The following is a 26,097-nucleotide window of genomic DNA, read 5'->3' on the forward strand; positions in this document are numbered from 1 at the left end:
CAAAATGAGTTACAAGAAGGTCTTTTTCTTCTGTATATTTATATACAAGCTCTTTTGTTTCTTTAAAGATTTTTAAATAAAAATTATGTTTTTTCATAATTAAACAAGAAGAAAATAAACCTGAAAGAAAAAAAAGAATAAAGAAAATTTTTTTCAATTTTTCCTTAAAGAGATTTTGCAAAAAAAAGGAATATCCTATTATAAGGAAAATCAAAAAGGGGAAAAGGTATCTTATACCTATAACTGAGGACAAAATCAGATTCCCTTCTACTTTATCATGATATATGTAAAGAAGATAAAGAAAAATAGCTGGTAAAAATCCTATAAGTAAATTTCTTAATATTTTTATTTTCAAAATTCCTAAAAGACCAAAAATTAAAAGCAAAGGATAATTCAAATTTAAATAAACAAAGTAATCTTTAAAATTTTTAAAGAAATAAATTAAAGAAAATTTAAAATCAGGATGGTACCTGCCGTATATAAAATAAAGGTATATAAAAATAAAAAATATAGAAATAAATGTAGATAAGATATAAAAAATTAAATTTATTTTTCTTCTCTTTTTGAAAGAGTCATAAATAAAAACAAAGGAATAAAATAAATTAGGGGGTTTTAAAAGAACAAAAAGAAAATTTGTAATATAAGAAATATATTTTTCTTTAAAATGAAAATAAAAAGTAAGCAAAAATAAGAAAGAATTATAAAAATCTGGCATAACTGTTCTTGAATACAAAATAAAAGAAGGATGAAATAGATACAAAAGGGAAAATAAGGGATCTATATTTAAAAAAACTAATATTTTATATAAAATAAAAAAAGAAAAAAGATGAATTAAAAAAGAAACAAAAAAAATAAAGTAAAAATTAATTTTTAAAGGCAAAGATAAAAATATAAGGGGATAAAAGGGTGGATACTTTGAGACATTACCTATTCTACCTTCATGAATTCCCATTCCCCTTACCCAATCAGGAAATCTTAATTTGCCCCTTGATAAGTATTCAGCCTGTATTACATAAGTTCCTTCATCAGCAAAGGAGTAAAAAGCAGGGTAAAATTTAAAATAAATTAAAGTATAACCCAAAATTGAAAATAATACCAAAAATCTTTTAAAATTCATTTTTAATATTATAAAAAAAATTTTAAGGTTTCAAAAAATATGTTTAAAAAGGAAATTGTAATTTTTTTTATTTCACTTTTTATTCTTTATGTTTATTTTATAAATCATTACAGCTTCCATTCGAAAATACCTGCCCTTTTATTAACCAAATCCCTTATAGATAGAAAAACTTTTAATATTGACCCATATGTTATCCATACCGATGTAAGTTATAAGGATGGGCACTTTTATTCTGGTCTTGCTCCTTTTACTTCCTTTTTTGCTATACCTTCATATTTAATTTCAAAAATTTTTTTCAAAATCTTCCCTGAAAAATTAAAGTTTAAAATATATAACCTTATAGAAAAACAAAATCAGTTTTTTCTTAAAAATCCAGGAAGATACGGTAATTTCTTTTTATCCTATCCTGAACCTGAATTAAGGCTTATTTTAATTTTAACCACTTTAATTTTTTTAATAAGTTTTATAATACCTCTTTCTCTCTATCAAAATTATCTTTATTTAAAAATTGTATATTTTGAGAAAGAAAGATTAGACCTTTTATATCCTCTTTTATTTGCAATTACTTCAAATCTATTTTTTTCATCTACAACTATAATAACTCAGGGAATCTCTTCTTCCTTAATTTTTATTTCTTTTTATTTTCTTTTTTATGAAAAAAACCTTTTACTATCAGGTTTTCTTTCAGGACTTGCTATAGGTTTCGATTACCCCTCTTTTATTTACTACATAATTTTTTTAATCTATCTTTTTTTAAAAAATAAAAGAAAAATATTACCTTTTATTACTGGAAGTTTATTGCCCATTACAGCTTTATCTCTTTACCACACCTTTGTCTTCGGTGCACCTCATCTTACCCCATATCATTTTAGATACGAGGTAACAAAACACTGGCATGAATCAGGGTATATGGGTATTGATTTTAGAAATATTAAAGAAATTTTTCCTTCCCTTTTCAGCATAAATTATGGAATAATACCTCATAATCTATTCATCCTTGCTCTTTTAATAAATTTCAAAAAAATAATAAAAATAGAAAATTTTAAATTTATAATAATTATAATTTTAACTTCCTTCTTTGTGTGTGTTTTTACGGGTAAAATTAATTATGGTGGTGGATACCCTATTCCAAAATTTTTCTTACCAGCTATACCTTTCCTTTACTTACTACTCTTAAAATGCGAAAAAAACTTCTTATTTTATAGTTCACTAATTCTTTCCTTTATTATCAACCTCTCAATTGTTATGTATGCAGGAATTGAATATAGTCCCACAGTTTTGAAATTTTTTCTTATTTTTAAAAAGGGGCTTACAAACTATACTTTTATAAATCTTGAAGAATATATAAAACTTCCTTTTATTTTAAAAATTTTCATAAATTTATTAACCCTTTTTGTTTTAATTTTACCCTTTTACATATCAAAAAAAACTGTGAAAAATAACTTTTTAAGAGAAAGAAAAGTACTTAAAAACTAAGAGAAATAGGTTTGAATTTTTAAAAAAGGATTAAATATAATATAACAAGATGCGGGCGTAGCTCAGAGGAAGAGCGCCAGCTTCCCAAGCTGGATGCCGCGGGTTCAAATCCCGTCGCCCGCTTTTTAAAAAATCATTTTTCACCATAAAACTTTACCCGGTAAACTAATCAGAATACCTTTTAAAATAATTCCTAAAAGAAAAAAGTTAAGAATCTTAACTGGTCCTGCAAAAAATATAAGAATTTTGTATGGTTCAGGTCTCATTTCCCAATGGATAGGAATATATGAAAAAAATATAATTAAAAAAATAATAAAATATTTAAAACCTAACAAAATATATTATGATATAGGAGCTCATATAGGGTATTATTCCTTTATATTTTCAAAATTTGGGAGAAAAGTTTATTCCTTTGAACCTCATCCCCTTAATTTCTATTTTTTAAAAGAGCATATAAAATTAAATAATCTTAAAAATACTTATGCTTTTAATTTTGCAATTTATTCAGAAAATAAAAAAGTTTTCTTTGAATTAAATGATGATAGAACCGAAGGAAAAATAAAAAATTATGGTAACTTTTTAGTAGATGCATTCACACTTGACTATCTAATTTATGAAAAAAAATTTGATGAACCAGACTTTATAAAGATTGATGTCGAGGGTGCAGAACTTGAGGTTTTAAAGGGCTCACAAAAAATATTGAAATTTAAAAAACCTCTTATTCTAATAAGTATTCATAGTGAAAATCTAAAAAATGAAATTCTATTTTTCTTAAAAAAAATAGGATACAAAGAAAAAATAATTTCAAAGGATGTTCTATTTTTTCATCATGAAAATTCTATTATTCCTTAACTCAAAATCTAAAGGGGGACTTGAAATTTATTTCATAAAAACAGCAATTAAATTGAGAGAAAAAGGCTTAAATGTGACAATGTTCCTTAACAAAAAATCAGAACTAAAAATAAAAGATTTATGTAAAATAAATATTAAGGAAGCAATATTTAAAAGTTGGGATATAGTCCATTTTTTTAGATCCTCTGATATTATTTTTTCAAGATTTCTGAGAGCAAAAAAAATTTTCTTCACAAATATGATGGGTCTTAATGTTTCCAAAAAGGATCTCTATCACAAATTCTTATATAAAAAAATTGATAAAATTTTCGCAATCTCTGAAAGTGTTAAAAAAGAACTTGAAGAAAATTTACCTATAGAAAAAGATAAAATAGTTTTACTTTACCCAGGAGTGGATGTAAATTATTTCAAAAGGGATGAAAGTTTAAGGAAAAATTTTAGAGAAAAATTTGGAATAGGTGAAGAAGAAATTGTAATTTCAAACACTTCAAGATTTGAGGAAAAAAAGGGGCAAAAAGAATTAATAATTGTTTTCAAAGAGCTATCAAAAAAGTATAAAAATTTAAAACTGTTTCTTCAGGGTGCAGTTCAGGATATAAAATACTTTAGAGAACTTAAAAGAATTGCACCAGAAAATGTTTATTTCCTTAATTTTTCCCTGGATACAAAACCTCTACTTTGTGCCTCTGACATTTATGTTTTTCCATCTTATTCTGAAGCTTTAGGATTTTCATTAATTGAAGCAATGAGTTCTGAATTACCATGTATTGCCTTTGCTGAAAGAGCAATCCCAGAAATTATTGAAGATAGTGAATCTGGATTTTTAGTGAGAAATAAAGACCTTAAAGATTTAAAAGAAAAAATTGAAATTCTAATCAATAACAAAAATTTGAGAAAAGAAATTGGTAAAAAAGCAAGAGAGAGAGTTAAAGAAAAATTCAATATGGATAAATATATAGAAAATCTAATTTATTTTTATAACTTAAAAGAAGATTTTTATTGAGTTAAGAATTTATTTTACTTTAAGATTTAAATATGATTTTAAATTTCATTATTGTCTATATCTGGTCCCAGAGCACATGGACAGGAGGTAAAGATCAATTCTATTTTTATGATACAACAAAATTCTTAAACATAAATAATCTTGATAATTTTAAACCAGGAAGAAGTTTATCCTTAAAATATTCAGGATTTATACCTCTTTTTGAACTTGATACTTCATCCCTATCAAGAGTATCAAAAATAACTGAAATTGAGGGAGTTTTATATTTTTTAAAATCCTATCCCTATGCAAAAATTTTTTATTCTAATAACTTAACTGATTTAAATGAATTTCCATCCTATCCAAATTTTCAGGAATTCCCTCCTGAAACAGTGAATGATATTTTAAAAAAGGGAAATATTTTCCTCTCCTGTGGAAAAAGGTATGGTCAAGACCTTGGATATATATATAAATTTGATATAAATTCTAACTCCTTTGTATGGCCACCAATTACATTTTCTGGTATACATAACATTGTTAAATTATATAAAAATTTCCCAGGTATTTATATAAGTGCAGCTTCAGGAAGACAGTATCAGTGGATAAAATCAAATGACCTTTTTTCAAGTTACTCAACACATCAGATTGCTAATAACATACTTCTGGAGAAAAGCTGTATAGTGCCCCATTACTCTATTTCCGATACTTTTCTCCTTGGAATTTTTTATTACAATGGACTTAGAAATATTTACTATTCCGATTACAATCCTCCTCAGGGGAGCTGGTTTAATGTTTATCCTTCCTATAGATCCTTTGAAGCAGGAGAAATTGTTTTTGATTCAATTAAAAATTGTGTTTATATTCCTGTTGTTAAGGCAGAATCAAGTGTAATAAGAGTTTTCAATATAGAAACTAAAACCATTGATACCACAATATACCTTGACAATTCACAGATATTTAACGGTTTAACTCTTGGAAAGGATAAAAATATTTATGCAGCAACTTTTTCAAAAGTATATAGAAGTATTGATAGAAAAAATTTTGAAATTATAGGGTTATTACCCGGAGCTTACTATATATATCAAACATCTGATTATGAACTCCTTGTCGGAACATATGGTCCTGCTAAAATTTTTAAGGCAGATTACTTTTCATCAGGTTACCTTGAATCATCAGTTTTTATTTCAAGGAACAAAAAAGAAGGGGCAACTTTTTTTAAAAGAGTTTTTATTGAAGGTGAAAACTTAAATTATGTAAGAGTCCAGATAAGAGGTGATACCCTTGACTCACTTCAAAATGCTCCTCCATGGGGTTCTTTACCCTATTTGAATAATGGAGATACTATTACTCACCTTAATCCTTATTCAAGATACTTCCAGTATAGAATTTTTATTAATAAAACATCCTCCAACAAAAGTCCAAGAGTTGACAGAATCTATTTTACCTATGACCTTGATACAACAGGACCTCTTATCACTAACTGCTTCATAAGTGATGGGAATATTTCACAATCAGGAATAGATATTGACGATAGGCTTATCATAGTTTTTAATGAAAAAACAAATAAACCCTATATAAGCTTAGCGGGTATTGATACATTGTTTTATATATCAGGTGGAAGAACATTACTTGGATCTGATTCTGTTAGATGGAAAAGTGATGATACTCTTTATATTTATTTATACCATGCACTTTCACCACCCCAGCCTGGTGATACAATAAAAATTTTAAAGAAATTTATAAAGGATATTTGGAAGAATTCCTCCCTTTCTTATTCCTTAATAGGTGGAACATACGATGACTTAAATCCTCCAAAATTAAAGAAAGTAATTTTAACTGATGGAAATATACCTGATAATGGTGCTGGAACAGGTGATACGGTCATCATGATATTTTCAGAAAAAACCAATACACCACCAATTCCTCCTGAATCTCTTGATTCATGGTTCCCAATAAAAAATTCATGGCTAAATTCTGGATATTTGATTCAGACTTTATGGAAATCACAGGATACTTTTTTGATTTTATTCAACGGTTTTGGAAAAGAACCACTATTAAGAGATGATTCAGTGTATGTTTCAAATAACAACAAAATTAAAGACCTTGGTGGTAACAAAATAATTCCTCAGAAAATAAAAACAACAGGTTCTCTTGATAATAAAAATCCATATATTTCTTCAGCAATTTTTTATGATTATAAACCCTTTTCTCCCAATCCAAATTCTAATTTTGACCATACTATTATAAAATTTTCTGAACCTGTTATATTAACAAGAATAATTAATAGAACAAATATTGACTCAGTTTTTAAATTATCCTTTAATCATTCCTGGTTAAGTGGTAATGGGAATGCTGAAAGATTAGAACTTTTAAATGACACAATATTTATAATTCAATTCTCAACAGATGGAGGAAATCCAACAGTAAGAGAAGGTGATACAATACTTGTCGATTCCCTATTCTTTGTTGACAGAAACAAAAATAAAATAAAAGGTAAGATAATTCTTGAAAGATTTCTTGAAATAGAGGAAATATTAAAAAGAGATTTTTCTTTTTCTTTCAATATAAACAAAAATATAATTTCTATAAACTCTGATTTTCCTTTTTATTTAAATATTTTTGACCTTTCCGGAAGAAAAATATTTGAAGGTTCTTACGAAAGTGGAATGAAAAATTTTTATTTAAATCTTAAAAAGGGAATTTATTTTTTAAGCATAAGGAAGAAAGATAAGGAAATCTTAAAGAAAAAGATTTTCATAATTAAGAATTAATGTAATTTTTCTTCCATTTTAAAAAAACATAAATTGTCCATAATTTTTTCCTATTATCTTTTTTTCCCTTTATATGCTCATCAAACAATTTTTTTACAAATTTTTTATTTAAAATTTCGTCTTCTTTCTCAATTATATCCATAAATTCACCTTTTAATGGTCCTTTAATCCATTTCGCAACAGGAATTCCAAACCCCTTTTTTCCCCTTTTAATTATTTCAGGAGGAAGTCTATCTTTCATAAGTTTTTTTAAAATTACCTTTGTTTTAAAATATTTTAATTTTTTATCACTATCAATACTGAAGGCAAATTCAATAATTCTTTTATCAAGAAAAGGTGCCCTTACTTCGAGAGAGGCTGCCATACTGGCTCTATCCACCTTAAAAAGAACATCCTCTGATAAATAGGTTTTAAAATCAAATTTCAATAAATCATTTAAATTTTTAGGATAAAAGGAAACTGTATTTTCAACAAATTCTTCGAGATTAAAAAATGAATCAGGATAAAGAAAATCCTTAAAAAGTTTTCTTTTCTCTTCTTCACTAAAGGCTCCCATCCATACAAGGTGTCTTTTCCATATATTAAAACCTTCACCTTCAAGAAATTTCTTAACCACAAAATCTAAACTGAAATTTGAATAAGAAACAGGTAAATTTTTTCCAATAAAAGAGAAAAAAATTTTTAAATAAAAAGGTAAAAATTTATAAATTTCCATAATTTTATGAGAAAAGTAAGTTGGGTAACCCCCAAATAATTCATCTCCACCATCACCTCCCAGTGCAACCTTCACAAAATTTCTTGTATATTTTGAAAGCAAATAGGTTGGTAAAATAGATGCATCAGCGAAAGGTTCATCTAAAAAATCAAAAACTTCTGGTAAAATCTCTAACATTTTATTCTCATCAAAAGCTTCTTCAAAATGTTCTGTTTTTAAATAAAAGGCAACTTTTTTTGCAAATCTTGATTCATCAAAAGAGGGTTCTTTAAAGGAGATATTAAAGGTTTTTACCAAATCACTGTGTTTTCTTGCATAGTAGGTAACAGTAGAAGAATCAATTCCTCCTGATAGAAAGATCCCAAGAGGAACATCACTTCTCAATCTAATTTTTACAGAATCTGAAATTATCTCATCAAGGTAATCTAATAAATCTTTTTTCTCTATTTTCTTTTTTTCAAATTTAAAGTAGGGTTTAATTTTAATTTTTTCATTTTCGTATATAAGAGTATGGCCCGGTTTTAATTTTTTTATATTTTTAATAATTGAATAGGGTGAAGGGACATATTCAAGAGTAAAATAAAGGTTAAGAACTTTTAAATCTATTTCCCTTTTTATAAGGGGATTTGCAAGAATTGCCTTTAATTCTGAAGCAAATATAAAAAAATCATTAAAATCTCCGTAATAAAGGGGTTTTTCTCCTGCAATATCCCTTGTTAATATAAGTTTTTTTTTCCTTTTATCCCATAATGCAATTGCAAACATTCCATTAAGATATTCTGGAAAATTTTCACCTTTTTCTTCATAAAGATGAACTATTACTTCTGTATCGCTTTTAGTTTTAAAAAAATGACCCTTTTTTATAAGTTCCTCCCTTAACTCAACAAAATTATATATTTCACCGTTAAAAATAACGCATATTGATTTATCCTCATTGAAAATAGGCTGCTTTCCACCTTCAAGGTCAATTATTGAAAGTCTCCTCATTGCTAATCCTATATTATCTTCTATATAAAAACCTTCATCATCAGGTCCTCTTCTTTTTAATGTTTCATTCATTTTTTTTAAAATTTCAAAATTAATTTTTTCTTCCTTTTTATTTAAAATCCCGCAGATTCCGCACATTTTTTAAATTTTTTCTTTTATTACATAAGGGGTTTTTCCCTGGGATTCAAAATAATTTCTTATCAATATCTCCATTAAAAGACCCATTAAAATAAATTGGATTCCAACAGGAAAAAACATAAAGGCAATTAAAATTTTAGGGTTTCTATGAACCCATACTTTCAAAAATAATTTATCATAAATTGTCCATACTGTAAATATAAAACTTAGAAAAAGAAAAATTATACCTATTGAACCAAAAAAGTAAATTGGTTTAAGTAAATAACTACCCATAAATTTTACAGTTAAAAGGTCAAGCAATACTTTAAAAACCCTTTTTAGTCCGTATTTACTTTTGCCCTTTAATCTCTTATTATGCTTTACAGGGATTTCCTTTATTTTCGCTCCTTCAAAAGCACATAATGCAGGTAAAAAGCGATGCATTTCTCCATAAAGCCTTAAATTTTTTACAACTTCACTTTTATATGCTTTTAATGTACAACCGTAATCTTTCAATTTAACACCTGTAATAAAAGAAATCATAAAATTCGCAATCCTTGAAGGTAAAACCTTTGTAAAAAAAGGATCCTTTCTCTCCTTTCTCCATCCACTTACCACATCATACCCTCTTTCCATTTCTTCAATAAGTTTCTTAATATCCTCAGGGTCATTTTGAAGGTCTGCATCCATAGTAATAATAATATTACCCTTTGCCTCCTGAAATCCCGCATATATAGCAAGTGTCTGACCAAAATTTCTTGAAAATCTTATTCCCCTTACTCTTTCATCTTTTTCCTTCAATTTCTTTATTATTTCCCAAGAATTATCTTTACTGCCATCATCAATTAGTATTATCTCAAAGTTTTCTATTTTGTTTTTTAAGAGGGATTCTTTTAATTTTGTATAAAGTTCTTCTAAATTTTCTTCCTCATTATAGAGGGGTATAACAATTGAGATTAAATTTTTGTTTTCCATTTAAATACAGGGGCAATTAGCTTCATGCCATTTTAAAAAATTTTCAATTCCTTTTTCAAGTGGAGTCACTGGATTATATTTTAAAATATTTTTTGCTTTTCTTATATCAGCATAAGTTTTTATCACATCTCCTTTTGGTAAAGGAGCTAATTTAATTTTAGCTTTTTTACCTAACAGTTTTTCAAGAATTTTTATAACCTTGAATATAGAGACAGGTTTTGAATTTCCGAGGTTTATAATTTCAAAATCGTAATCTTTTAATTCTATGGCATTAATTATACCATCTGTAATATCATCAATATAGGTATAATCCCTTTTTGTTTTTCCTTCACCAAAGATTTCAATTTCTTCATTTTTTAAAATTTTTTTAGTAAAAAGATGAATGGCCATATCTGGTCTCTGGGAAGGACCGTATACTGTAAAAAATCTGAGAACAATAGTTTTTATACCGTAAAGTTTATTGTAGGTCTCGCAGAGCAATTCTCCTGCTCTTTTTGAAAAACCATATGGAGAAACAGGGGTAATTTTGGGGTCATTTTCAGAAAACTTACCCTTTTTATTTCCGTAAACAGAAGAGGAGGAAGCGAAGATCAATCTAATTTTATTATTCTTAATGGATTCAAGTATGTTAAGTGTGCCTTTAATATTAATTTCAAAATATGTAAATGGGTCTTTTATGGAAGCCCTCACACCGGGTCTTGCTGCGAGATGAATAATAGTTTCTGGTTCCTCATTTAAAATTATTTTTTTAAAATTTTCTATATCAAGTATATCAATATTAAAGAATTTAAAATTTTTGAAATCTTTAAGTTCTTCAAGATTTTTCTTTTTTAAATTTATATCGTAATATGGGTCAAAATTATCTATACCTACTATTTCATAATTTTTTTGAAGACATTTAAGGGCAAGATTTTTACCTATAAAACCGATAGCTCCTGTTATTAAAATTTTCAATTTTAAATTTTAAAGGATTAAATACCTTTAAATCTATAAATTTCGAGAATTATATCGCCCCCAAAATCTATTACTTTTACCTTCTCAAAATTCTCAATTGTAAAATTAAATATATAACTCTTATTCCAGTGTTTAACTCTAGGCATAGACCTATCTGATTTAGTTATAAGAACATATTTAATCTTCTTAAATCTCAAAGTTTCAACTACTTCTATTTCTAATTCTAAAGGTAAAAGATATGGAAGAATAACATCGTATTTTACAGGTATTTCCTTATCATAAAGGAAATAGAGTATCGGTCCAAAATCAAAAGTTAATACAAAGATATCACTTTTACCTACTTTATTTTTTTCTAAAAAATCTTTTATTTCTTCAAATCCCTTTTTCCATTCTCTTGAAACAAAAACCCAGAATCTTTTCTCAGAATAAAATTCCTTCCCCTTTATAATGAATTCCGTGTGTGTAATAAATTTTAAAGGAAAGTAAAATAAAAAAAGAATAAAAAAATAAATTAATTTCCTTTTTGTCTTGTATATCTTTTCAATAAAATAAAACATCAATAAATAAACCATCGCTAAACTAAAAAGCCACCTTAAAGAATCTGGTCCTTGAATACATCCAGAAACAAATTGAAAAAATCCTGTAATAAAAAATAAAAAGTAATAAGAATTTTTTTCACTTTTTAAATTTATGAAAGAAATAAAATATATAAGAGGCTGAATTACATTTATAAAAAATTTAATAAAATCACGGTAAACAAGATTAATCTCAAATCTAATAATTTCAAGAAAAAAATCTTTAAAAAATCTAAAATAAGTATACCAAAAATTATAAAATATATATTGACCTTTTAAATACCCACCTTTGATTATGTAAATATAAACGCTATAAAAATAATCAATAAGTATTCCTTTTAAAAAAGCATATAATAAAAACAGCAATAAGGGTATCAAAAAGCCACATAAAAATTTAATGAAAATTTCAAAAAAATCTTTCCGGTATTTTATTAAAAAGAAAAATGATAAACTTAAAAAATTAAATAAACCATTATTTATCATAGTAAGTAAATTAAGACCCGCTAAAAAACCTGACAAAAATAAAAAAATAAAATTGTTATACTTTATAAAATTTAAAATTAAATAAACGGAAAAAATACATAAAATAAAGGAATACCATCTATGGGAAGGAACTATAATATTTAATATCAAAGTGCTTATTGTAAATAAAAAAATAAATAATAAAGAAAATTTTTTATCCAAAATTTCAATGGATAAAAGGAAAATAAATAGAAATGAAAATGAAACTATAAGAGATGTAAAAAGTCGCGGAAAAAGAAGATTCTGTGGAAAAAAGTAAAGAATAGGAAGATTAATTAAGAAAGTAACAGGACCCTCCACTTTAATTAAATCTTTATAAATATCCTTACCCTGAAGTAAAATAAGAGAACCATTAATGGGTATACCCTCATCAGCGGTTATTGGAGCAAAAATGGAATATAAGGAAAACATAAAAAAAATAGATATAAATAATAGAAAATACCCCTTTTTTGACATATAATATTTTAATATACATATTTTAAAATATTCTCAATTATCTTTAATCTAAATTAATTTTTAAAGAGCTCTTCTTTTGATTATGTTTCTTTATTTTTTATGTTTGGAATTTCCTTTCTCGAAAATATGAGTATTTTCTTATTATCTTTTTTTTTAAGCTTACATCCTGCAAATATTATGGGTTTTCTTTGATTCAGGTATATTATTTTCTTTTCTATCTTTCGCAATTTTACTTACTTTCTATCAATCTCAATCTTTATTACTTCATCTTTTTAATCCCAAATATTATAAAATTGTAACTCTTAGAACGTTCATAACTACTTTTTTATTTTAATCTTAAATGAATATATCATAGTTTCTTTCTCTCTTCAGGCTTACCGACCTTAACTATTAATCTTTCGAACCAAAACTCTTTATTTATTTAGATTACCCTTTTTATGTTTTTTATTTCTGCTTCTGTTATATCTGATTGCTTTTTTATATTAAAAAATTACACTTATACTATCACACACTTTTCTTATGCACTATTTTCAATTCTCCATTTTTTCCATGTTGAAAAACACATTTTACAATTAAATATTCAAGCTTAATAGGAATTTAGAAGATACACTTTATATATTTACCTTTAAAAAATATTTTAAAAATTAATTGGAAAGTAAGTTCCTGAAAATGGTGATATAATTTTATAAGGCATAATTTCAACATAGAAAATACAAAAATATTTGAAAAAGAAACTGAATGTTTCATAATTTATTATAGTTTTTATACAGAAGGTTCACCAGGTTATAATTGGTATCTAAACACTCATAGACCTGATAAGGATACCCTTATATATAAAAAGTGGCTTGATAGCCTTGATATTAATGAAATGAAAAAAAGAGGCTTTAACCTTATTGTCGTTGCAGAAAATTTCAAAAATAAAGCAAGTCCCTATACTTTAAACTTGTTAAAAAATAAAGAATTCTTTGATAAAATTTTTGAATGCGATAATATTGAAATATACAAAATAAAATAACTAAATACTTTTAATTCTATAGATCCTTGCAATTTTACCTCCTCCAAAATCAATTTCTCCAATTTTCTCATACCTATTAATTACAAAATTATATATATAACTTTTTTCCCAATCCTTTGGATAAAAAATATTTTCTGTATGAATAACATACTTAATTTTCTTTAAATTTAAATTTTGAACTACCTCAAATTCTGACTCAAAGGGCAAAAGATATGGCTCAATAAAATCATACCTTACCGGTATTTCTTTTTCATAAAGAAAATAAAATATCGTTCCATTATCAAGAAAAAAAACCTCACCTTTTCCCTCCGTATTCTCTTTTAAAAACTTCTTTAATTCCATATACCCCCTCTTTTCTTCCTCCTTTACAAAAACTAAAAACCTCTTATCACTAAAAAAAACCTTACCCCTTATCAAAAACTCTGCATGAGTTAAAAATTTCAAAGGAAAATAAATAAAAAAAGGTAAAAATATATAGAAGAATTTTTTTAATCCTGATTTATACATTCTCTCTAAAAAATAACACATCAGCAAAAAACCCATCCCAAAACTGTAAATACCCCTCATCACATTTGGTCCCTGAATAAACATTGAAATAAACTGAAAAAACCCTGTTATAAGAAATAGAAAGTAATAAGAGTTCTTTTCCTTTTTTAAATTTATAAAAGAAATAAAATATATAAAAGGGGGAAGTATATTCACAAAAAATGTAATAAAATTTCTGTAAATCAGATTAATCTTTAATTTTATTAAATTAAGATAAAAATCTTTAAAGGTATTGAAATAATTGAACCAGTCATTGTTATAATTCCACTGAGCCTTTGTATAACTTCCCTTAATTACATAAATGTAAATGCTTCTAAAATAATCATCAAGGATACCTTTATAAAATGCACAGGAAAACCATAATATAAGAGGTAATAAAAAACCATAACAAAATATCATTAAAATTTTAAAGAAATCTTTTTTATATTTTATCAAAAAAAATATTACTAAACTTAAAAAATTAAACAAACCATTATTTATCATTGTAAGTAAATTAAGACCTGTCAGAAACCCTGATAGAAATAAAAAAATATTATTTTCATTTTTTAAAAAAATTAAAATAAAATAAACTGAAAAAACATTTAAAATAAAAGAATACCACTTATGTGAAGGAACAATACCTGTTAATATTAAAGTACTAATTGAAAATAAAAAAATAAATAATAAGGAAAATTTTTTATTTAGAATTTCCTTTGACAAAAGAAAAATAAAAAGAAAAGAAATTGAAACTAAAAGTGATGTAAAAATCCTCGGAAAAAGAAGGTTCTGAGGAAAAAATTTAAGAAGAGGTAAATTTACCAAAAAAGTGAAGGGTCCTTCTATTTTAACAAGATCCTTATAAATATCTTTCCCTTCAAGCAAAAGAATTGAGCCATTGAGAGGAATACCCTCATCGTCTGTTATTGGTGCAAAAAGAGAAAAAAAGGAAAAAAGAATAAAAAGGAAAATAAAGATAAAAAAATTTCTATTTTTCATAACTTTATTATAAAATAAAAATCTTAATGACAAATATATATTTTGAAAACATTATCTTTTTCAGATGGAAAGGACTTGGAGACCTTATTCTTGACACACCTCTTTTTAGAATAATAAAAGAAAATTTTAAAAATGTAAATTTAAAAGTCTTAACATCACCTTCAAATAAAGATGTACTCATAGCAAACCCTTATATAGATGAAATCCTTCCTAAAAAAAATCTTTTAGAACTTTCCTTTAAAAAATGTGACCTCTTTATTGATATGATGGGAAATTCTATGACAATTATTCTTTTTGCTCTTTTAAGACCAAAATATAGAATGGGCTTTAAAAAGAAAATACCTTTTTTAAATTTGAAAATACCCTTTGATCCCTCACCTACTTATACAGTTAAACATAGATTAAAACTTTTAAAACTTTTAAATATAGAAAACGAGCCTGAAAATCCATTGCCAGAAACCTATCTTTATAAGGAGGAAGAGGAAGTTTTTAAAAAGAAATTCAAAGACTTATTAAAAAAAGATTATATCACCATTTTCCCTTACGCAAGAGGCAAGGTAAGAGATTTTCCCTCCTACATTTTTTCCTTTTTAAATGATAGATTTAAAGAGAAAGGATTTAATGTTTTTTTTATATTTGATAGAATGGGAGAAAATAAATTTTTAGAAATTAAAAAATTATGTAAAATAGAACCAGAATTTATATTTTCACCAAATTTAAGGGAACTCATTTTTATATTAAAGCACTCAAAACTTTATATAGGTCCTGATACAGGTCCTAAACATATAGCAGTATCACAGAAAACTAAAACCTTAACACTTTTTACACATACAAATCCCTTAAACTGGACACCACCTGATTTTGAAAATCATAAGTTTATAACACCTCCTATTGAATGTCATCCCTGTGAAATAAAAAATTTAAATTACTGTAAAAGAAAAGATTTTAAATGTTTAAGTCTTTTTGAACCTGAAAAAATTTTTGAAATCTCCTTAGAATTATTAAAAAAATAAATAAAACAAAATATAGAACATCAATTAAATAACCATATTTAACATAAAAAGTCTTATGAGTAAAAATTTTAACTTCACTTTTTATAACACCCCTTTTAAAGAGCGGAAGTTCCTTTAGAATTCTTCCCTTTTCATCAATAACACAACTTATCCCGCTTCTTGCTGACCTTACAAGATACCTTCTTGTTTCTATTGCCCTGAAGATTGCAAGGTCCTTATGAACTTTCGGACCAAGCGATTTTCCAAACCAACCATCACTTGTTATATTGACAAGTAAATTAGCACCTTTCTTAACAGCTTCCCTTGAAATTTCTGTAAAAATTGATTCAAAACATATCGGAACAAATACTAAAAAGTCTTCAATTCTAAACAACCTCAAAGTTTTCCCCCTTGAATAATTTCCCTGTCCGAAATCAAGTTTTCTTAAAACAGGAAAAATCTCATCATAGGGTAAAGCCTCACCAAAAGGTGTAAGATGGGTTTTATGGTAATAATCAATAAGCTCTCCTTTTTTATTTACAAGAAAAGCAGTATTAAAAAATCTGTATTTTCCTTTAATTTTTATTGCATCAGCATTACCAAAAATAAGATAACTTTCAGTCTTTTTTGTAAAATTACTTACAATTTTCAATACATTTGTATCATATCTTGCAAAAGAAGGAATAGAAGATTCAGGGAATATAGAAATTAAAACCCCTTTAACAGAAAGAGAATCATATATTTTCTCTGCTATTTTAAATTCCTCTTTCTGAGAATAATTGAGAGGTATGTGAGGTTGATAAATAGCTATATCAATTTTTCTAAATTCCCTATTTTCTTTTTTCAAAAGATAAAATCCGAAAATATGAATTAAAAGAATTAAAAAAATAGAAAAAGCTAAGTATGATTTTTTTAAAGTGAAAATTAAAAAATTAAAAAAAACAATCAAGAAAGTTATAAAAAATGGACCTGTAATTTCAATTATCTGAATTAAAGGTAAATTATTTTTCTGTGATAAAAAAAGAACTACCCAGGGAAAACCTATCTCTGATTTCGAACGGATTATTTCAAGAAGGGTATAGATTAAGGGCACTAAAAGAAAAGAAAAATTTTCTTTATAAAATTTTTTAAAAAAATAAGTAAAGACACCAAAATAAACTCCATGGGCTAAAAATATTAAAAAGGTTCCAAGAGTTATCCAAAAACTTGCTTCCTTTTCAATCTGAGTTAAGTTAAAAATCCAGTTCAACTCGCAAAAAGAAAAAATAGTGCCATATAAAAAGCCTGTCAGAAAACTTCTTTTAATCCTTTTTAATAAAATGAAAAGGGGAATAAAGGAGAAAAAAGCAAAAGGGAAAAAATAAAAAGGAGGAAAGGAAAATAAAAGCAAAATTAAGGATAAAATAAATAAAAAAATATTTTTAACTTCTGATTTTTTCAATAATTTCAAGAATCCTGATTCCTTCATCGATTCTGAATTTAGGGGTTTCAGTTCCTGTTATAGAGTTAACAAAATGTTCAAGGAGTAAATCAAAGGAAAGTCTATAAAAACTTTTTTCCTCTGTTATTCTTGGTGTTATATCTATAAGTTGTCCAAAATGTTTCTGAACTATTTTAAAAGGTGAAAGATAAGCATTTCCCTTTTCACAGTATATTTCAATCTGAAATTTATCACTATCAATAAAAGGATCCCATAAAATTTCTATTAAAACACCGATATTATCTTTTAGTTCTAAATAAAGGGTCCCCTCCCATTCAATCCCATTCTCGTTTTTTTTGAAAACTTTTAAAAACTTTAAGGGTTCAGTTTTAAAATATGTATAATATATTTCAAAAATATGAATGAGAGTTGAATGAAAAATTGAACCAGCTGAATTTGGATCCTGCATCCATAGAGGACCTGAGAATTCAAATCTTTTCCTTCTCCTTATAAATTTAACATGAATGATATTACCCAGAACTTTTTTATCAAAAACAATTTCCTTTATTTTTAAAATATCAGGCCTTAAAGAATAATTCATCGCAGGCATATAAATTCTTTGAGTATCAACAATTTTCTTTTTTAACTCATAAGCCTCTTCCAGTCTTATTGATACAGGTAATTCACAGAGAATATGTTTTCCATAAGTAAGAGCAGCAAGTGCAATTGGATAATGAAGATGATTTGGAGTTGTTATAATAACAGCATCAACATTTTTATCAGAAAGTAAATCTTCAAAATCAGTATAAATTGCTTCAGCACCATATATTTCCTTTGCTTTATATAACTTTGCTTCATCAAGATCACATAAGGCATATAATTTTATTTTATCTCTTAATCTTTTAATTGAGGGAATATACCCTATCTGGGAAATATGACCAACACCTATTATTCCAATGTTTATTCTTTTGTTATCAACCACTTCTTATCTCTTCCTCAAGAATTTTCATTCTATCAGAGATAAGCTTACATTCATTTATTCCATTCTCAATTTTTTCAAGTAGATAATTAATTTCTTTGAGTTCATCTAATATCTCTTTCATTTTCTGATTACCGGTTTCAGTTTCCTGTAATTCCTCACCTATCAGCTTTATAACTTCTGTAAGCTTGAATACAGTAGTTTCAAAAAACAAAGGTAAATTCTCAATTTTTGGTAATAGATCAAGAGTATTAATCAAAAGTTCTTTTTCCTTTTCACCAGATTCAATAAATTTTCCTTTATAACTTTCAATTAATTTTTCATATTCAACAATAAAGTTTTTGGTATTTTCAAGTATTTCGCTTGTAGAAGAAAATTCATGGGTCAATTTTGCAATAACATTTTCCACTGATTGAGCAAGTGTTCCGATTTCTTCTGCTATTATGGAAAATCCCTTCGCTTCCTCACCCATCCTTGTTGCTTCAATAGAGGCATTAAGGGATAAAAGTCTTGTCTTAGAAGCATAATCTTTCATAAATTCAACAAAACCCTGTATTTTTTCAAGTAAAGATACAACCATAAAAATGTTATCCTTTAACTTTTTAAATTCACCCATTAACTTTTCAAAACTTTCCTCAGCAATTTTCAAGGAATAAATCATCATCTCTACTAAAGATCTTTTACTTCTAAAGAAGGAAACAAAAGAAGAAAGTTCAGAAGAGCCTTTTTCAAATTCACGAGCTATATTTTCAAGAATATCAAAATTTTTACTTATTTTATCCTGTATATCCCTAAAAGAACCCTCAACATGAGAAAGGGAAAGACCAAATCTTGACGTATATGAAGCAAAATTCTTTAACATTTCTATAACTCTTGATGTTCTCTCCATAATAGTTTCAGAAAGATTGGGTAATTCCTGAATTGAAAGATAACTTCCAATTATTCTGCTCACTAAATAAGAAACAGTTAAAAGCCTTTCTCTATCATCTTCAGAAAAATTATCTTCTAGTTTAGATTCAAATATAATCAAACCTGATAATTTATTATCCCTGTAAAGAGATATCGCATAAAAGGAAAGAGTATCTTTTGAAATAAATTTATAATCCTTTTCCTTTTTTTTAATATAAATTCTTTCCTTTTTTAATAAATCATTAAAGAGATTAAAAGAAAAAATCTCCCCAGCATAATCTTTATCATCAGAAAAAATACACTTAAAATTTTCATTCTCTTTAACAAAAACTTTCATGTAATCAAAAGGAATATAATCAAGAAGTATGTTCTTAACATTTTGAAAGGCTTTCTCAAGGGAAAAAACACCGGAAAGACTTTCCTCTATTTTATGTAAAAGAGAAAGTCTATCAAGTTTTAGAGAATCTCTGAGAATCAATACACTTATAAAAATAACAGGAATAAGTATAATAAAACCATAAATGTTCTTATCCCTTAAGAAATTAAAAATAAAGAAAATTAAAGAAGTATAAAAGAAAAGAAAAACAATCTCTCTTGAAAGAATATATAAATGTTTCTTAAATGAAAATCTTGAATTTAATATTAGAGGAAAATAGAAAAAAAGAGGATATAAAAAAGAGGTAATTATAAGAAAAATAAGCAATTTTAAATTAATCGAAAAATTTAGATATCTAATAAGACTTAAAAATAATGCTCCTGATAGATAGGAAGAAGAACCATAAAGGGCACTCTCTATACTATCCTTTAAAATGAAATATCCAAATAAAAATACTGAAAAGAATGAAGCAAAAGCTCCTGAAAAGGGTGATAGGTAAGAAAAAAAAGCAGATATTACTGGACAAAAGGAAAAAAAATAAAAGTTTCTTATTGGAAATCTGAAAAATCTAAAAAAAAACATAAGAAGAAAAGTTATAACAAAAAAAGGAAGGGAAAAAAACTTTTCTCCTGAAAATGTTAATAACCTGTAATGCAAGAAAGAAAAAAATAAACTTAAAATTAAATGAATAATACTTAATAAAACCATAAATTATTTTAAGTTATCATTTAAAAAATTTTCCACAAGAGGGACATCTATAAAAAGTCTTTTTATTTTTATAAATTTTAAAAGAAAAATCAAAAGAACAATAGGGACACTTTTTTTCAACAGGAGGAAAAGTTGATACAAATTTACATTCTGGATAACGGGAACAACCATAAAAAATTTTTTTGCTTTTTCTTTTAACTAAATAACCCTCTTTACATTCAGGACACAAAAATTTCTTTTCAATATAGTCCCTTTTATATTTACATTCAGGAAAGTTTGAACAGGAAATAAATTTACCATATTTACCCCATTTTACTAAAAGCCTTTCTCCACACTCAGGACATCGCTCCTCAAGATATTCCTCAAGATATTCCTTTTTCAAACCATAAAGATTTTCCTCTACTTTAAATAGAACTTTACTAAATTCTTCCCAGAAATTTTTGAGAAATTCCCTCCTCTTTAAATTTCCTTCTTCAATTTCATCAAGCAAATCTTCCATTTTCTTAGTAAATTCAACATTAAAAATTTCAGGAAATTCTTTTACAAGTATATCACAAACTTTTTTACCAAGTTCAGTAGGAAATAGAGTTTTACCTCTTTTTTCCACATAATTTCTCTGATAGAGAATTTCAATTATCGGCGCATATGTTGAAGGTCTACCAATTCCGAGTTTTTCTAAAGTCTTAATAAGTTCAGCCTCTGTATATCTTTCAGGTGGATTTGTTTCTTTCTCTAAAATATTTACATCCTTTATTTTTAATGTTTCCCCTTTTAAAAGCTGAGGAATATAGATTTCCTCAAAATCTTTTCCTATTATTTTCATAAACCCATCAAAAACTATCTTCTTACCCTTTATTTCTCCTTCAACTTCGCCATTTATAAACTTTATTTTTTTATCCTCAACTTTTGCATTTTCAGAAAAAGATGAAAGGGTTCTTAAATATATAATTTCATAAAGTTTAAGTTCATCCTCATTTAAATAATTTAAAAGATCTTCTGGTTTTAAGTTTAACTTTGTAGGTCTTATTCCCTCATGTGCTCCTTGAATTTTCCCTTTTTCCTTAAATACTCTTTCCTTTTTTCTAACGTATTCCTCACCAAAAATTTCTTTTATCTTCTTTTTAATCTCAGGTATTACTTTCTCACTTATTCTAACAGAATCTGTTCTGTGATATGTTATAAGCCCTATTCTTCCTTCAGGAGTTTCAAGTCCTTCAAATAATCTCTGTGCTATCTGCATTGTTTTGCCAGGTGAAAAAGAAAGAGTCTTAGAAGCACTTTCCTGTAAAGTGCTTGTTTTGAAAGGTTCAGGTGGAGTTATTTCTCTAATTTTACTTTCTACATTTTCTACCTTTATAAGAGAATTTAAAACTTTATTTTTTATTTCTTCTGCAAGATCTCTTTCCTTTATTTTGCTTACATCCTTCCCCTTATATTTTTTTATCTCACCTTTAAACTCTACTCCATCTTTTAAAAAAATAACCTCAACCTTAAAATATTTTTCTGGAATAAAATTCTCTATTTCCCTTTCTCTTTCTACCAATAATCTCAAAGCAACAGTCTGAACTCTCCCTGCAGATAGTCCCCTTTTTATCAATTTCCAAAGTAAAGGAGAAACCTTATAACCTACAATTCTATCAAGGATTCTTCTTGAAAATTGTGATTCCACTTTATTCATATCAATTTCAATAGGATTCTCTATTCCTTTTTTAACTTCCTCTTCTGTTATTTCGTAAAAAAGCACTCTTTTGGCATCACTTCTTTTAATTATCTCCTTTATATGAAAAGCAATTGCCTCCCCTTCTCTATCAGGATCTAAGCCCAATAAAATTTTTTCAGCATCTTTTGCTTCTTTTTTTAACTCTTCTAAAATCTTTTTCTTATTTTTTATTATTTCAAATTCTGGCTCAAAATCTTTTTTTATATCAACGCCAAACTTATTTTCTGGTAAATCCTTAACATGACCCCTTGAGGCAAGAACTTTAAATTCACCTTTTAGATATTTTTCAATTGTCTTTGCCTTTGACGGAGATTCCACTATAAGAATATTTTTCTTTTTCATTTTGTTTTTAAAAGAAAAAATACAGTAAAAAACAGTAAAATTAAACCGTTAAAAAATATAATTTTGGCTGGATAAATCCATTCAGCAAGAATCCCAAAAATATAGGATAAAATAAGAAATATACCATTTATAATTAACTCCTTACTTGCAAATATTCTTCCCCTGAATTCTGAGGGAACATTTTCATGTAAAAGTGTATCCTGAGAAATCATAACAGGTGAAAGTAAAAGACCACCTAAAAAGGAGAAAAGACCTATATAGGCAAATTTTTTAAAAAAGGGAAAAATTATAAGTAAAGCTGAAATTATAAGAAAGGAATATATGATAACATTTTTTCTGTCCCATTTATCACCAAGAAAACCCAGTATAAAAGCACCTGAAGCCATTCCAAAAGCAGTTAAAGCTCCAAGTTTTCCCACTCCAGTCGTTCCATATCCAAGAAACTGTTGAACTAAAATAACAATTAAAACATATACATTTGCACCTACAAATACAAGAAATAAAATTGAAAAAAGAACAAAGGATACATTTTTATCTTTCTTTATCAATGAGAGGGCGTCTTTTAAATCAGAAACAGTTTTTTGAAAATAATTTTTTTCCTCCTCAATTATTAATTTTGCAAGTTCTTCTTTTTTATGTGTTCTGTGGTCAGGAATAAAAATAAAAATTAAAAAAAAGCCCGAAATGAAAAAAGTGATTCCATCAAGATAAAAACCCGCTTGCCATCCTTCAATACCAAAATTTTTCCATATTTCCCAGTCCACAATAAGTCCTCCAAAAAAAAGTCCAAGAACTGTTGCAAGTCTTCCAGCTAAAGTTATAGTTGAATTAGCTGCTAAAATTTCATCACTTGATTTTAAAAGCCCTGGTATTATAGCCATTTTTGTTGCATTATAAAGAACACCAATAAGGAAAACAAAAAACACTATAAAATACATAGGGAATATATGTCTGAAGTATAAAACGAGAAGAGGTATCATAATAACAAGTAAAGCTCTTGCAAAATCACCAAAAATAAGTATTTTTTTTCTATTCATCCTGTCAGCAATTATACCTGCAATTGGTCCGAAAATAACACCTGGAATGGTAAAAAAGAAAGCAAGATGTGAAAAGGCAACCGAATGTCCATAAGCGTAAGCTCTAACAAGTGCTATTAAAGCCATATGGTCAAGTTTATCTCCTATAAGGGAAATTGTTTGAGCAAGGGAATATAAAAGAAAATTCCTGTTTTTAAAAACTTTTGTAATTCCCTTATCTTTCAATTTTTATTTTCTCCTTAATTTCAAAATAATAGGACTCAACTTCAGAAGCAATCTTATCCCATGAAAATTCTTCTATAGCCTTTTTTCTACCCCTATTACCCATACTTAATCTTAAATCCTCATTTTTTAAAAGATAAATTAACTTATCAGCAATATCCTCAGGATTCTTGGGCTCCACAAGAAAACCTTCTTTCCCATCTTCCAAAACGAATCTATACCCCTCTATATTTGAAGCTACAACAGGAACAGATGATGCCATTGCTTCAAGTAAAACAATCCCCTGAGATTCGTAACCTATAGCAGGGGAACAAAAAACATGTGAATTAGCGTAAATTTTAGGTAAATCTTCAAAGGAAACTCTCCCAAGAAATGTAACATTATCCTTCAATTCAAATTTTGCTTTTTCTTTTTCAATTCTTAAAAGAGGACCTGTTCCAACAGCCACAAGATGAGCATCCTTCACTTCTTTCAATACCTTTTTAAAAGCTTTTCTTAAATATTTAAAACCCTTTCTCTGTTCAAACCTTCCAACAAAGAGAACAATTTTTTTATCCTTCGGTAAAATGCTTTTTCCTCTGTTTGAAGGACTGAATCTTTCAACATCTACTCCATTCGGGATAATCCTATATTCACCTCCGAAATGTCTCTTTATTGAGTCTCTTGCAACTGGAGAAACTGCGATCTTCCCGTGAATTTTTTCAAAAATTTTAATCAAATGTCTTTTAAATATTTCATAAAGTTTTGAAGGGTCGTGAGCAGCGTGAAATGTAGAAAAATTTAAAGTATTGGAATACTTTAAAGCATAATAGGGCATCATGGGGGCAAGGGGACCATGAGTATGAATAATATCAAATTTACCTTTTTCAATTATTTCCTTTATTTTTTTTCCACCTCTTGCTGAAAAAGTAACTCTGCCAACGGATTTATTAAAAAGAATCGGAATTGATTTTCCTATCCTTATTGTCTTCTCATCATCTTTGTAATCAGGAAAATCATCTTTACTATAACCACATGTTAAAACATAAACATCGTGACCCCTTTTTTCTAACTCTTTTTTTAAATGATAAATATGCTCGGAAATTCCTCCTACATAAGGATAATAAAAATCAGAGGCAAATAGAATCTTTAAATTTTTCATTTATTTTTTTTCTTTAAATTTCTTAATTCCCTCTAAAAATATGTTTAGTGCAATTTTCAGTTTATTTGAATTTAAAACAAAAGCTATTCTTACTTCATTTTCACCTTTTCCTTTTGAAACATAAAATCCATTTCCAGGTGCCACCATTACAGTTTTCCTTTCTATTTCAAAATCCCTTAATAAAAACTCTGTATACTTTTCACTGTTAATATCCTTTAAATCAACCATCGTATAAAAGGCACCGTGTGGTTCAAAGGAAAAAATATAATTTGAACTCATTAATATTTTCATTCCCAGTTTTATTCTCTTTTCATACTCTTTCCTACATTCTTCTATAAATTTATCCTCCTTATTAATAACTTCTGCACAGGCATACTGTTCAACAAGGGGAGGAGAAAGCCTTGCCTGCATTAGTTTTAAAATATTTTCCCTTAATTTTTTATTTCGTGTAACAATGGCACCAATTCTTGCTCCACAGAGAGAATACCTTTTGGATACTGAGTCAGCCACAATTGCTAAATCATAAATATCCTCAAATTCAAGAATTGAATAATGTTTATAATCTCCATATACAAATTCCCTGTATACTTCATCGGCTATTATAAAAAGATTGTGTTTTTTTGCTAACCTGATTAAAACCTCTATTTCCTCCTTAGAGTAAACTTTTCCAGTTGGATTGTTGGGATTTGCGTAAACAATAGCCCTTGTTTTCTTATTAATATATTTCTCTATTTCCTTTTCAGGAGGTAGTAAGAAATTGTTCTTTATAGAGGTCGGAATTGGAACAAGTTTAACACCTGCAATTTTGGCAAAAGTATTATAATTTGTATAAAAGGGCTCAAATACAATTATTTCTTCTCCTTCATCAGCAGTGCTGAAAAAAGAAAAAATAAGTGCTTCACTGCCTGCTATTGTTACAAGGACATCTTCTGGTTCAATTTTATATCCTCTTCTTAAATAATATCTGTACCAGGCATCTTTGAGTTCAGGAATACCATCAGAGGGTCCATATCCAATTATCTCTTTATTAAATTCCCTTATTGCTCTAAAAAAGGTTTCAGGTGGTTTAACATCAGGTTCTCCAATGTTAAGATGAAAAACTTCTATACCCTTCTTTTTTGCTTCATTAGCAAAGGTATAAAACTTTCTTATAGGAGAATATTGAGCCTCTTGAATTCTTTTTGATATTTTCATTTTTTAAATTTTAAAAAATTGG

Annotated in this window: 18 protein-coding genes and 1 tRNA gene; 7 read left to right on the top strand and 12 right to left on the bottom strand. The window is 26.9% G+C overall.

The features are described 5' to 3' along the window. Positions 1–1,156 precede the first annotated feature (1,156 nt). The 5 genes from ABIN73_02100 (at position 1,157) to ABIN73_02120 (ending at position 7,198) form a co-directional block, all read left to right on the top strand. On the top strand, positions 1,157–2,593 hold the full coding sequence (locus ABIN73_02100) for a hypothetical protein (protein MEO0268517.1): 1,437 nt from the start codon (positions 1,157–1,159) through the stop codon (positions 2,591–2,593). A 51-nt stretch (positions 2,594–2,644) separates the two neighbouring features. Continuing rightward, positions 2,645–2,716: transfer RNA gene (locus tag ABIN73_02105), tRNA-Gly, on the top strand. Positions 2,717–2,839: 123 nt separating this feature from the next. Then, entirely contained in the window at positions 2,840–3,445 is a 606-nt protein-coding gene (locus ABIN73_02110; protein ID MEO0268518.1) for an FkbM family methyltransferase, read from the top strand. After that, positions 3,423–4,448: a glycosyltransferase family 4 protein gene (locus tag ABIN73_02115; GenBank protein ID MEO0268519.1), complete on the top strand. Its 1,026-nt coding sequence runs from the start codon at positions 3,423–3,425 to the stop codon at positions 4,446–4,448. The genes ABIN73_02110 and ABIN73_02115 overlap by 23 nt, the downstream gene beginning before the upstream one ends. A gap of 32 nt (positions 4,449–4,480) precedes the next feature. After that, positions 4,481–7,198 carry a T9SS type A sorting domain-containing protein gene (locus ABIN73_02120; GenBank protein MEO0268520.1) on the top strand — a complete coding sequence of 906 codons (2,718 nt, stop codon included), beginning with the start codon at positions 4,481–4,483 and terminating at the stop codon, positions 7,196–7,198. Here the strand turns inward: ABIN73_02120 and asnB are convergent. The 4 genes from asnB to ABIN73_02140 are packed head-to-tail and all read right to left on the bottom strand — an operon-like array spanning position 7,188 to position 12,499. Beyond that, the gene (gene asnB, locus ABIN73_02125) at positions 7,188–9,038 is read right to left on the bottom strand and encodes an asparagine synthase (glutamine-hydrolyzing) (protein MEO0268521.1); all 1,851 of its coding nucleotides are present in this window, start codon (positions 9,036–9,038) and stop codon (positions 7,188–7,190) included. The genes ABIN73_02120 and asnB overlap by 11 nt on opposite strands. A 3-nt stretch (positions 9,039–9,041) precedes the next feature. After that, on the bottom strand, positions 9,042–9,992 hold the full coding sequence (locus tag ABIN73_02130; protein ID MEO0268522.1) for a glycosyltransferase family 2 protein: 951 nt from the start codon (positions 9,990–9,992) through the stop codon (positions 9,042–9,044). Beyond that, entirely contained in the window at positions 9,993–10,946 is a 954-nt protein-coding gene (locus tag ABIN73_02135) for an NAD-dependent epimerase/dehydratase family protein (GenBank protein ID MEO0268523.1), read from the bottom strand. 17 nt (positions 10,947–10,963) lie between these two features. After that, a complete protein-coding gene (locus ABIN73_02140; GenBank protein ID MEO0268524.1) occupies positions 10,964–12,499 on the bottom strand; it encodes a hypothetical protein in 1,536 nt (511 codons plus the stop codon). 868 nt (positions 12,500–13,367) lie between these two features. On the opposite strand from ABIN73_02140, the gene ABIN73_02145 reads away from it, so the two are divergent. Then, the gene (locus ABIN73_02145; protein MEO0268525.1) at positions 13,368–13,514 is read left to right on the top strand and encodes a hypothetical protein; all 147 of its coding nucleotides are present in this window, start codon (positions 13,368–13,370) and stop codon (positions 13,512–13,514) included. Here the strand turns inward: ABIN73_02145 and ABIN73_02150 are convergent, their stop codons facing one another. Continuing rightward, the gene (locus ABIN73_02150) at positions 13,515–15,035 is read right to left on the bottom strand and encodes a hypothetical protein (GenBank protein MEO0268526.1); all 1,521 of its coding nucleotides are present in this window, start codon (positions 15,033–15,035) and stop codon (positions 13,515–13,517) included. Between the two features lie 26 nt (positions 15,036–15,061). Between ABIN73_02150 and ABIN73_02155 the strand changes: the two genes are divergently transcribed. After that, entirely contained in the window at positions 15,062–16,048 is a 987-nt protein-coding gene (locus ABIN73_02155; GenBank protein MEO0268527.1) for a glycosyltransferase family 9 protein, read from the top strand. On the opposite strand, the gene lnt is transcribed toward ABIN73_02155, so the two are convergent. Genes lnt through ABIN73_02190 form a run of 7 tightly spaced genes read right to left on the bottom strand, consistent with a single transcriptional unit; the run spans position 15,981 to position 26,075 of the window. After that, entirely contained in the window at positions 15,981–17,477 is a 1,497-nt protein-coding gene (gene lnt / locus ABIN73_02160; GenBank protein ID MEO0268528.1) for an apolipoprotein N-acyltransferase, read from the bottom strand. The genes ABIN73_02155 and lnt overlap by 68 nt on opposite strands. Continuing rightward, positions 17,449–18,429, bottom strand: coding sequence for a Gfo/Idh/MocA family oxidoreductase (locus tag ABIN73_02165; GenBank protein MEO0268529.1), 981 nt, complete (start codon positions 18,427–18,429; stop codon positions 17,449–17,451). The genes lnt and ABIN73_02165 overlap by 29 nt, the downstream gene beginning before the upstream one ends. After that, positions 18,422–20,419, bottom strand: a complete 1,998-nt coding sequence (locus tag ABIN73_02170; protein MEO0268530.1) for a methyl-accepting chemotaxis protein — start codon at positions 20,417–20,419, stop codon at positions 18,422–18,424. Before ABIN73_02170 ends, ABIN73_02165 begins: the two co-directional genes overlap by 8 nt. 16 nt (positions 20,420–20,435) lie before the next feature. Continuing rightward, positions 20,436–22,481, bottom strand: a complete 2,046-nt coding sequence (gene topA, locus ABIN73_02175; protein MEO0268531.1) for a type I DNA topoisomerase — start codon at positions 22,479–22,481, stop codon at positions 20,436–20,438. After that, positions 22,478–23,743, bottom strand: coding sequence for an MFS transporter (locus tag ABIN73_02180; protein MEO0268532.1), 1,266 nt, complete (start codon positions 23,741–23,743; stop codon positions 22,478–22,480). The genes topA and ABIN73_02180 overlap by 4 nt, the downstream gene beginning before the upstream one ends. After that, positions 23,733–24,881, bottom strand: coding sequence for a glycosyltransferase family 4 protein (locus tag ABIN73_02185; GenBank protein ID MEO0268533.1), 1,149 nt, complete (start codon positions 24,879–24,881; stop codon positions 23,733–23,735). The genes ABIN73_02180 and ABIN73_02185 overlap by 11 nt, the downstream gene beginning before the upstream one ends. Then, entirely contained in the window at positions 24,882–26,075 is a 1,194-nt protein-coding gene (locus ABIN73_02190; GenBank protein MEO0268534.1) for a pyridoxal phosphate-dependent aminotransferase, read from the bottom strand. Positions 26,076–26,097 lie beyond the last annotated feature (22 nt).

This window comes from candidate division WOR-3 bacterium (genome assembly GCA_039804025.1).
Lineage (GTDB): Bacteria > Hydrothermota > Hydrothermia > Hydrothermales > JAJRUZ01 > JBCNVI01.

What these genes read in the sequence shown, in the direction of transcription:
- ABIN73_02150 (MEO0268526.1), bottom strand. Translation starts at nt 15,035, where the DNA reads ATGAAAAATAGAAATTTTTTTATCTTTATTTTCCTTTTTATTCTTTTT.
- ABIN73_02145 (MEO0268525.1), top strand. Translation starts at nt 13,368, where the DNA reads ATGAAAAAAAGAGGCTTTAACCTTATTGTCGTTGCAGAAAATTTCAAA.
- ABIN73_02170 (MEO0268530.1), bottom strand. Translation starts at nt 20,419, where the DNA reads ATGGTTTTATTAAGTATTATTCATTTAATTTTAAGTTTATTTTTTTCT.
- ABIN73_02140 (MEO0268524.1), bottom strand. Translation starts at nt 12,499, where the DNA reads ATGTCAAAAAAGGGGTATTTTCTATTATTTATATCTATTTTTTTTATG.
- ABIN73_02130 (MEO0268522.1), bottom strand. Translation starts at nt 9,992, where the DNA reads ATGGAAAACAAAAATTTAATCTCAATTGTTATACCCCTCTATAATGAG.
- asnB (MEO0268521.1), bottom strand. Translation starts at nt 9,038, where the DNA reads ATGTGCGGAATCTGCGGGATTTTAAATAAAAAGGAAGAAAAAATTAAT.
- ABIN73_02100 (MEO0268517.1), top strand. Translation starts at nt 1,157, where the DNA reads ATGTTTAAAAAGGAAATTGTAATTTTTTTTATTTCACTTTTTATTCTT.
- ABIN73_02190 (MEO0268534.1), bottom strand. Translation starts at nt 26,075, where the DNA reads ATGAAAATATCAAAAAGAATTCAAGAGGCTCAATATTCTCCTATAAGA.
- ABIN73_02155 (MEO0268527.1), top strand. Translation starts at nt 15,062, where the DNA reads ATGACAAATATATATTTTGAAAACATTATCTTTTTCAGATGGAAAGGA.
- ABIN73_02120 (MEO0268520.1), top strand. Translation starts at nt 4,481, where the DNA reads ATGATTTTAAATTTCATTATTGTCTATATCTGGTCCCAGAGCACATGG.
- ABIN73_02185 (MEO0268533.1), bottom strand. Translation starts at nt 24,881, where the DNA reads ATGAAAAATTTAAAGATTCTATTTGCCTCTGATTTTTATTATCCTTAT.
- ABIN73_02115 (MEO0268519.1), top strand. Translation starts at nt 3,423, where the DNA reads ATGAAAATTCTATTATTCCTTAACTCAAAATCTAAAGGGGGACTTGAA.
- topA (MEO0268531.1), bottom strand. Translation starts at nt 22,481, where the DNA reads ATGAAAAAGAAAAATATTCTTATAGTGGAATCTCCGTCAAAGGCAAAG.